The sequence below is a fragment of the Streptomyces sp. NPDC004266 genome (assembly GCF_042874095.1).
Taxonomy (GTDB): domain Bacteria; phylum Actinomycetota; class Actinomycetes; order Streptomycetales; family Streptomycetaceae; genus Streptomyces.
This window is the reverse complement of record NZ_JBIAMM010000039.1, coordinates 1-7,433: the sequence shown is the minus strand read 5'-3', so window position 1 is coordinate 7,433 and position 7,433 is coordinate 1. Positions and strand designations below refer to the sequence as shown.

At 71.9% G+C, this 7,433-nt stretch carries 5 protein-coding genes and 2 pseudogenes; 3 read left to right on the top strand and 4 right to left on the bottom strand.

Translation table 11 applies throughout. From position 1 onward, the window contains the following. Positions 1-225, top strand: a 225-nt coding sequence (locus ACFYUZ_RS39070) for a helix-turn-helix transcriptional regulator (RefSeq protein WP_389317937.1), incomplete at its 5' end; no start/stop codon positions are given. A 1-nt stretch (position 226) separates the two neighbouring features. Here ACFYUZ_RS39070 and ACFYUZ_RS39065 read toward each other — a convergent pair. The 4 genes and pseudogenes from ACFYUZ_RS39065 to ACFYUZ_RS39050 all read right to left on the bottom strand — a co-directional run bounded on the left by ACFYUZ_RS39065 (position 227) and on the right by ACFYUZ_RS39050 (position 6,407). Continuing rightward, a pseudogene (locus ACFYUZ_RS39065) lies at positions 227-1,964 on the bottom strand (GAF domain-containing sensor histidine kinase). A 48-nt stretch (positions 1,965-2,012) separates the two neighbouring features. Beyond that, positions 2,013-4,634, bottom strand: a complete 2,622-nt coding sequence (locus ACFYUZ_RS39060; RefSeq protein WP_389317934.1) for an HAD-IC family P-type ATPase — start codon at positions 4,632-4,634, stop codon at positions 2,013-2,015. 7 nt (positions 4,635-4,641) lie between these two features. Then, complete coding sequence (locus ACFYUZ_RS39055; RefSeq protein WP_389317931.1) at positions 4,642-5,502, bottom strand: universal stress protein; 861 nt, start codon at positions 5,500-5,502, stop codon at positions 4,642-4,644. Beyond that, on the bottom strand, positions 5,499-6,407 hold the full coding sequence (locus ACFYUZ_RS39050) for a universal stress protein (RefSeq protein WP_389317928.1): 909 nt from the start codon (positions 6,405-6,407) through the stop codon (positions 5,499-5,501). Before ACFYUZ_RS39050 ends, ACFYUZ_RS39055 begins: the two co-directional genes overlap by 4 nt. A 249-nt stretch (positions 6,408-6,656) precedes the next feature. Here ACFYUZ_RS39050 and ACFYUZ_RS39045 point away from each other — a divergent pair, with 249 nt between their 5' ends. After that, positions 6,657-7,280: a CBS domain-containing protein gene (locus tag ACFYUZ_RS39045; protein ID WP_389317925.1), complete on the top strand. Its 624-nt coding sequence runs from the start codon at positions 6,657-6,659 to the stop codon at positions 7,278-7,280. 22 nt (positions 7,281-7,302) lie between these two features. Continuing rightward, positions 7,303-7,433, top strand: a pseudogene (locus ACFYUZ_RS39040) (nitroreductase); the annotation flags it as partial.

Below are 7,433 nucleotides of genomic sequence, written 5' to 3'. Positions count from 1 at the left end.
CCGGAGGACGAGCGGCTCGCGGCCCTCTCCGAACGGGAGCGGTCCGTACTCGACCTCATCGGCGAGGGACTCACCAACCGGCAGATCGCCAAACGGCTCTATCTGTCGGAGAAGACCGTCAAGAACCACATCTCACGGCTGCTCGGCAAGCTCGGCGTGGAACGCCGCGTACAGGCCGCCGTCATCGCCGCACAGGCTCACGAGCACGACGCCGGGGAGACGTAGCTCATTCCCGCTCGGTCGGCAGCGGGATGCGCCACTCGAGTACCGTGCCGCTGCCGGGCTCCACCCGGGCGCGCACCGACAGAGTGCCGCCCAGCCGCTCGGCCCGCTCCGACAGGTTCCGCAGCCCACTGCGCCTGCCACCCCGCGGTACGCCCACGCCGTCGTCGCTCACCGTCACCGCCAGGACTCCGTCGTCGGCGACGACAGACACCTCGGCTCGGCGAGCCCGAGTATGGCGGGCCACGTTGGTGAGGGCTTCACCGATGACAACGATTACCTGTTCGGCCGTCTCAGAGGGCACGTCCGTGTCGAGGAGGCCCCCCATGCGCAGGGCGGGGGCGAATCCGAGCGTGGTCGCGGCCTCGTCCACCGCCTTGACCACCCGGTTCCTCAGCTTCGGGACGGTGCCCGGGGTGTTGTGTTCCGGGAGCCCGAAGATGGTCGAACGGATGATCTTGATGGTGGCGTCCAGGTCGTCGATCGCCCGTCCCAGCCGCTCCACGGCCTCCGGGTGCTCGACGAACCGCTGGGCGCTCTGCAGCGTCATTCCGGTCGCGAACAGGTGCTGGATCGCCAGGTCGTGCAGGTCACGGGCGATCCGGTCGCGGTCCTCCAGGAGGATCACCTGCTCGGCATCCCTCCTCCGGTCGGCCAGTTCCAGCGCCAGGGCCGCCTGCCCCGCGAATCCGGGGAGAGCGGTGATCTCCAAGCCGGTGAACGGGGGCCGTCCGTGCCGCCGCGCGAGGATCAGCACCCCGCTCAACCGCTCCTTGGTGCCGACCGTGACCGCCACGGCCGGCCCGAATCCCTCCCACCGTTCGGGCTGCACCCTGATGCGCGGCTCGTTCTCTACGTCGGCGACCGTGACCAGGCCCTCCTGAGCCAGGGCAGCCTCGGCCAGCGTTCCTTCACTGGACGGCAGGACGACGCCCCGGTGCGCTTCGGCACCCTCGCCGTGGGCGAGCGAGCCCCGCAGTTCACCGTCGGCGCCCACCAGGTAGAAGACCCCCATGTCGGCGGCCGCGATGTCCACCGCCTGCTCCAGCATCCCGTCGAGGACCTCGGTCTCCTCTTCGCCGGACAAGAGGGCGCTGGTGAGATCGGAGCTTGCGGCGAGCCACCGCTGCCGGAGGCGGCCCTCCTCGTACAGGCGGGCGTTCTCGATGGCGATGCCGGCCGCGACGGCCAGGGTCGTCACGACCGCCTCGTCCTCGGCGTCGAAGTCCGCGCCTCCGCGCTTCTCGGTGAGGTAGAGGTTGCCGAAGACCTCGTCGCGGACCCGGACGGGCACGCCGAGGAAGGTGTGCGTCGGCGGGTGGTGGGGCGGGAAGCCGTACGAGACGGGATGCTCGGACAACTCGGAGAGCCGCAGCGGTTCGGGGTTGCGGATCAGCTCACCGAGCAGTCCGTGCCCGGAGGGCGGGTCGCCGATCTGCGCCCGCAGGTCGTCCCCGATGCCGACGGGGAGGAACTCCGAGAGCTTCTTGTCGTCCCCGATGATGCCCAGGGCACCGTACTCGGCATCCACCAGGGTGACGGGCCACCTCCACGATGCCCTTCAGCACCTCGGGCAGGTCGAGTTCCCTGCCCACAGACATGACTGCTTCCAGCAGCCCATTGAGGCGGTCCCTGGTGCCCCTCACCTCGTCGATACGTGCCTGGAGCTCGTCGAGAAGCTCGTCGAGTCGCAGGCGCGGAAGCCTGCTGTCCGCCGACACCGGCCCCTCGTGCTCCCTCACCACCTCCGGCCGCGCCGAGCGCACAGTCCCCGCGTGACGGGCACGTGCTCACGGTAGTTCCGGTGTCTCCGGCGCTCCAGCCGGATTCGTCCCGCGGAAGGCGGTGCGGACGAGTCGCGCGGCAAAGAAAGCCGCAGGGGCACCGGCCAACGCGATCCAGACGCCCGCCCAGCCGAGCGGTTCGGTCTCCAGGACCGAGCTCAGGAAGGGCACGTACAGCGCCGCCGCGGCCAGCAGGGCGGAGGCGAGGACGGACAGCGGGAGGAACGGGTTCTTGCGGGTGAACAGCCGGGACCGGAGTCCCAGGACGGCGCCCAGCTGTGCGGCGAGCAGCGCGAGGAAGAGGACACTCTGCCAAGCGAGGCCGAGTCCCCGGGCGCCGAGTCCCGCGCCGAGCGAGACCGCCGTGACGACAGCGGCCAGGACGAGCAGGCGCTGCCAGGCACCGCCGCCCAGGATGTGCTGGTCCGGCGGGCGAGGCGGTCGTCGCATCGCTCCCGGTGAGGCCGGCTCGGCGCCCATGGCGACGCCGGTGAGGCCGTGCGTCAGGAGGTTGATCCACAGGATCTGGCCCGCTCGCAGGGGCAGCGGCAGCCCGAGCAGCGGGCCGATCAGCATGACGAGGATCTCGGCCGCGCCGCCGGCCATCCCGTAGACGAGGAAGCGCCGGATATTGTCGTAGACGCGTCGTCCCTCGTCGACGGCCGCCACGACCGTCGACAGCTCGTCGTCGGTGAGCACGAGGTCAGCGGCCTGCCGCGCGACCTCCGTGCCGCGCGCGCCCATGGCGACGCCGATGTCGGCGCGGTGCAGGGCGGGGCCGTCGTTGACCCCGTCGCCGGTCATCGCGGTCACCGCTCCCCTGGCGCGCCACGCCTCGACGATGTCCAGCTTCTGCTGAGGGTCCGTACGGGCGAAGACCCGCACCGCGGTGAGGTCGGCGACCCGTCCCGCAGCCACGTCCGCCCCTGTGACGACGCGGCCCTCCGGCTCGCCGCCGTCGCCCAGGAGCGCGACGTGCGACGCCACCGCCCGAGCCGTCGCGGGGTGGTCGCCGGTGATGAGGACGGGGGTGATACCGGCCGCCCGGCAGGAGGCTAGGGTCGCCGCGGCATGCGGTTTGGGCGGGTCGCTCAGCGCGACGAGGCCGAGGAGAGCGAGCCCCGACTCCGCCGCGGCAACCGGGTGCGGAATGTCGTTCCGCACCCCCGATGCCACGGCGAGCACGCGGTATCCCCGGGCAGCCAGGCGCGCGGCCTCTTGGCGGGCCTCCGCGAGCGCGTCCGGAGGATCGGACAGGACGGCCGGGGCGAGGACGGCTTCGGGGGCGCCCTTCAGGCAGACGAGCACCCCGCGTCCGCCGGTCTCGTGGAGTGTGGTCATGCGTCTGCGGAGGCTGTCAAAGGGCGCCTCTCCGATCCGGGGACGGGTGAGCGCCAGTTCTGTGGGATCCGGGCAGCCCGTCTTGGCCGCTGCCGTCAGCAGAGCGGCCTCCATCGGGTCGCCCAAGGCCGTCCAGCGGCCGTCGGGCGCCTCGTCGTCCGCCGGGCGCAGCGTGGCGTCGTTGCACAGGGCGGTCACCGTCAGCAACTCACGCAGCGGCTCGAGCTCGTCCGCTTCCGCCGGCCTCCCGTCGACCAGAGCCTCTCCCACGGGTTCGTACCCCACGCCGGAGAGTTCAGCGCTCCCACTCGGGGTCCAGACGTGCTGGACGACCATGCGGCCCTCGGTGAGGGTGCCGGTCTTGTCGGTGGCGAGGACGGATACGGAGCCGAGCGTCTCCACTGCGGGCAGACGCCGCACCAAGGCGTTCCTGGTGACCATGCGCCGGGCCCCGAGAGCCAGAGCCAGGGTGACCACGGCGGGGAGGGACTCGGGAACCGCCGCCACGGCCAGGCTGATGGCCGTGACCGCCATCGTGCCGAGCGGGAGCCCCCGCACCAGGCCAAGGGCGAACACCAGGACGCACAGGGCGAGTGTCACGGCCGCGAGGATGCGCCCGAGGGCGGCGAGTCGGTGCTGCAGCGGGGTCGGCTCACGACGTTCGCCGAGGAGAGCCGCGATGCGGCCGAGCGCGCTGGACGCCCCAGTCGCCGTGACCACCGCCGCGCCTCGGCCTCGGACGACGACGGTTCCTGCGCTCAGCGTCGCACCCGGATCCTTGTCGACAGGCACGGACTCCCCCGTCAGCATGGACTCGTCCACCAGCACGGATGACGCCTCGGCGAGGTCGGCGTCGGCGGCGACGATGTCGCCCTCACCGACCAGGAGGACGTCACCGGGGACGACCGACGCGGCGGGGAGGTCGCAGACGGCGCCGTCGCGCCGTACGCGCGCGTGGGGGGCAGTGAGGGCGGAGAGTGCGGCGACGGCGTTGTCGGCGCGGATCTCCTGCGCCACCCCGACGGTCGTGTTCACGAGGACGACCATCCCGATGACGATCGCGTCGGGGTGGTCGCCGATCGCGAGGGTCAGCACGACGGCCCCGAGGAGCACCATGATCAGTGGGTCCGTCAGCTGGGCCAGGACCCGCTGGTGCAGTCGTACGGGCTTGCTCGCGGTCACCTCGTTGGGGCCTGTGTCGGCGAGCCGACGGGCGGCCTCCTCCTGGGTGAGTCCCGTGGTCTCCCGCACCCGTGCGGGCGCCCGGTCCGCTGCCGGCCTCGTCATGGCCTGCTCACCCTGCGGGAACGGTGATCACCGGGCAGTGGGCGCGGTGCAGCAGCCCGTGGACGACGGAACCGACCCGCATCCCTGTGTACCCACCGCGGCCCCGACGGCCCACGACGACGGCCAGGGCGTGTTCGGCGGCGTTCGCGAGCGTCTCGACGGGGGAACCGATCGACACCTCGTGGGTGAGTCGGACGTCGGGGTACTTCTCCGCCCAGCCCGCGGTGGTCTCCGAAAGGAGGCGGCGCTCGGCGTGGAACCACGTGTCACCGCTGTGCAGGGAGAAGACAGGGGGCTGCCAGACGGCGATGGCCCTCAGCGCGCAGCGCCGGAGGTCCGCTTCCTCGAAGGCCCAGGCCAGGGCTGCTCGTGAGGACTCGCTGCCGTCGACGCCGACCACGAGGTAGGGCGTCTCCTGCGTGACGTGCTCCGCGTCGCCCACGACGACCACTGGGCAGTGCGCTTTCGCGGTGACCGGGACGACCAGGGAGCCGGCGCTCAGGAACTCCTCGGTACGGCTGAGGTGCCGGGAGCCCAGCACGACCATGCCCGCCTCCTGTGAAAGGCCGGCCAGAACTGCTGCCGGGAACCCGTCGAGAAGGGAAGAGTCAGCCTTGACGGCCGGCTGCCGGGCGTGCGCCCATGCGAGCGCGGTACGCAGGGCTTCTGTGCCGGCCTGCCGCTGTGCCAGGCGACGGGGGGTGTCGTCGACGTGTTGGGTGTCGTGCTGCGGTGGTACCGCGACCACCAGGCGCAGTCCCACGGCTCGCAGGTGAGCCTCGTCCACTGCCCAGGCAAGGGCCAGGTGCCAGTTCTTGACCGGGTCGATGCCGATCGCGATGTCGCGTCGGGCCGTGGTGCGTGTCATGACGTGCTCCCGTGTCCGGGCCCTTGCCGAGGGAGGAGCTCCACGGGGCAGTGGGCGTGCTGCAACAGGCCGAGCGTGGTCCGTCCGATGGTGGGCCCGAGATAGCCGGGCGACCGCCGGCCTCCCACGACGAGCAGGTCCGCGTGGCGCGACGCCTCGACGAGAGCTCCGGGCACACTGTGGCTCTTCTGACCGTCGGCGTGCACGGTCAGTTCCGGAAACTCCTCCCGGACCGTGTCCGACACCGAGGACAGCGCGCGTACGTGATCGCGAGCGACCTCCTCGCCACCGTTGCGCAGCAGAGCCCGCGGCCCGCTGGACAGCCCCACACCCCAGATATGCAGGAGTCGTACAGGCGTCTTACGCAACAGGGCTTCGCGGGCCGCCGCACGGGCGCAGCCCACGTCGGCCTCGTCCCGGACCGCCGCCAGGACGACGCCTACCTCTGCGGGCTCGGCTGGCTCGGCCCCGCGCACCACGACCACGGGCGTGGTGGCGCCGGCCGCGACCTCAAGGCCGACCGATCCGAGCAGCAGTGACGAGAATCCGCCGAGGCCCCGGTGTCCCACGACGATCGTGCCGGTGAGAGCGGCGGCCCGTCGCAAACTGCCCGGGGCAGCGCCATCGGTGAGTTCTGTGACGACGGTCAGCTCGGGGTGGCGCGCCGTGACCGCCTCGGCGGTCCGGTCGAGCAGTTCCCGCCCCGCCTGCCGGCTCCTGGCAATCTCCGTCTGGGGCAGGAACGGAGCCGACGCGTCCGTGTCCGCCGCATGGACGAGGCAGAGCGTGCTGCCCCGCCGGGCTGCCTCTGCCGCCGCCCACATCGCCGCTGTGCTTGCGGACGGTGATCCGTCGATGCCGACGACGATCCTGCCGAGGCCGGGACGGGCCGTGGTTCCGTCCATGGTTCCTCCTCACACGGGCCGAGGGACTTGATTCCACCCTGGCAGTCGGTGCCGGGCGGCCGGAGGGCCGCTGGGGGCAAGGACGGGACCGAAGGTCCCCACCCGGGCCGGTCGGAGCACGGAGGGGCAGTGACGTGCCCGTTCGGTCCTGCCCTGGGACCGTTCGGCCCTCGCCGCCCCCAGGCGTGCGTTGGAGGCTGGTCACACGGGACAGCACACCTTCCGGACCCCCCAACAGGAGGCGCGGCGATGAAGCACATGAAGGTCGGCGGCCTGATGACCGACGGCGTGGTCTCCGCCGTCCCCGCGACGTCGTTCAGGGAGATCGCGAAACTGCTCGCCGAGCACGAGATCAGCGGGGTCCCCGTCGTGGACGACGACGAGCACGTCGTCGGTGTCGTCTCCGAGAGCGACCTCCTGGCCCGCCACGAGCTGACCGCGCGGGACCTGATGACCACGCCGGCCGTCACCGTCCACGCCGAGGAGACGGTGGCGGACGCGGCACGGCTGATGGTCCGCCGCGGAGTCGAGCGCCTTCCCGTCGTCGACGAGGAGGAACGGCTGGTCGGCATCGTGACCCGCCGTGACCTGCTCGGTGTCTACCTCCGCCCCGACGCGGAGATCCGGCGCCGCATCCGCGAGGACGTCCTCTCCGATGCCATGGACCTGCCCGGGGACGCGGTGGACGTGCACGTCCTCGACGGCGTGGTGACGCTCGCCGGTCGCGTCCGGCAGCGGAGCCAGGCCCAGATGCTCGTCGAACTCGGCGAGCGGGTTGACGGCGTGGTCGCGGTCGTGGACCGGCTGTCCTTCCATGAGGACGACACACGCCTCACGTCCCCCGCCCGGACTCCGCACGACATCTCTTGGTGACTCACCGCAGACAGGACGAACCGTGTCCACCACCGCTCTGACCCGGCCGCTCGTGACGTCGCTGGTCGAAGACGCCGTCACGGCCCCCTCGATGCACAACGCACAGCCGTGGAAGTTCGTCCACAGGACGGGCCCCGGAATCATCGAACTGCA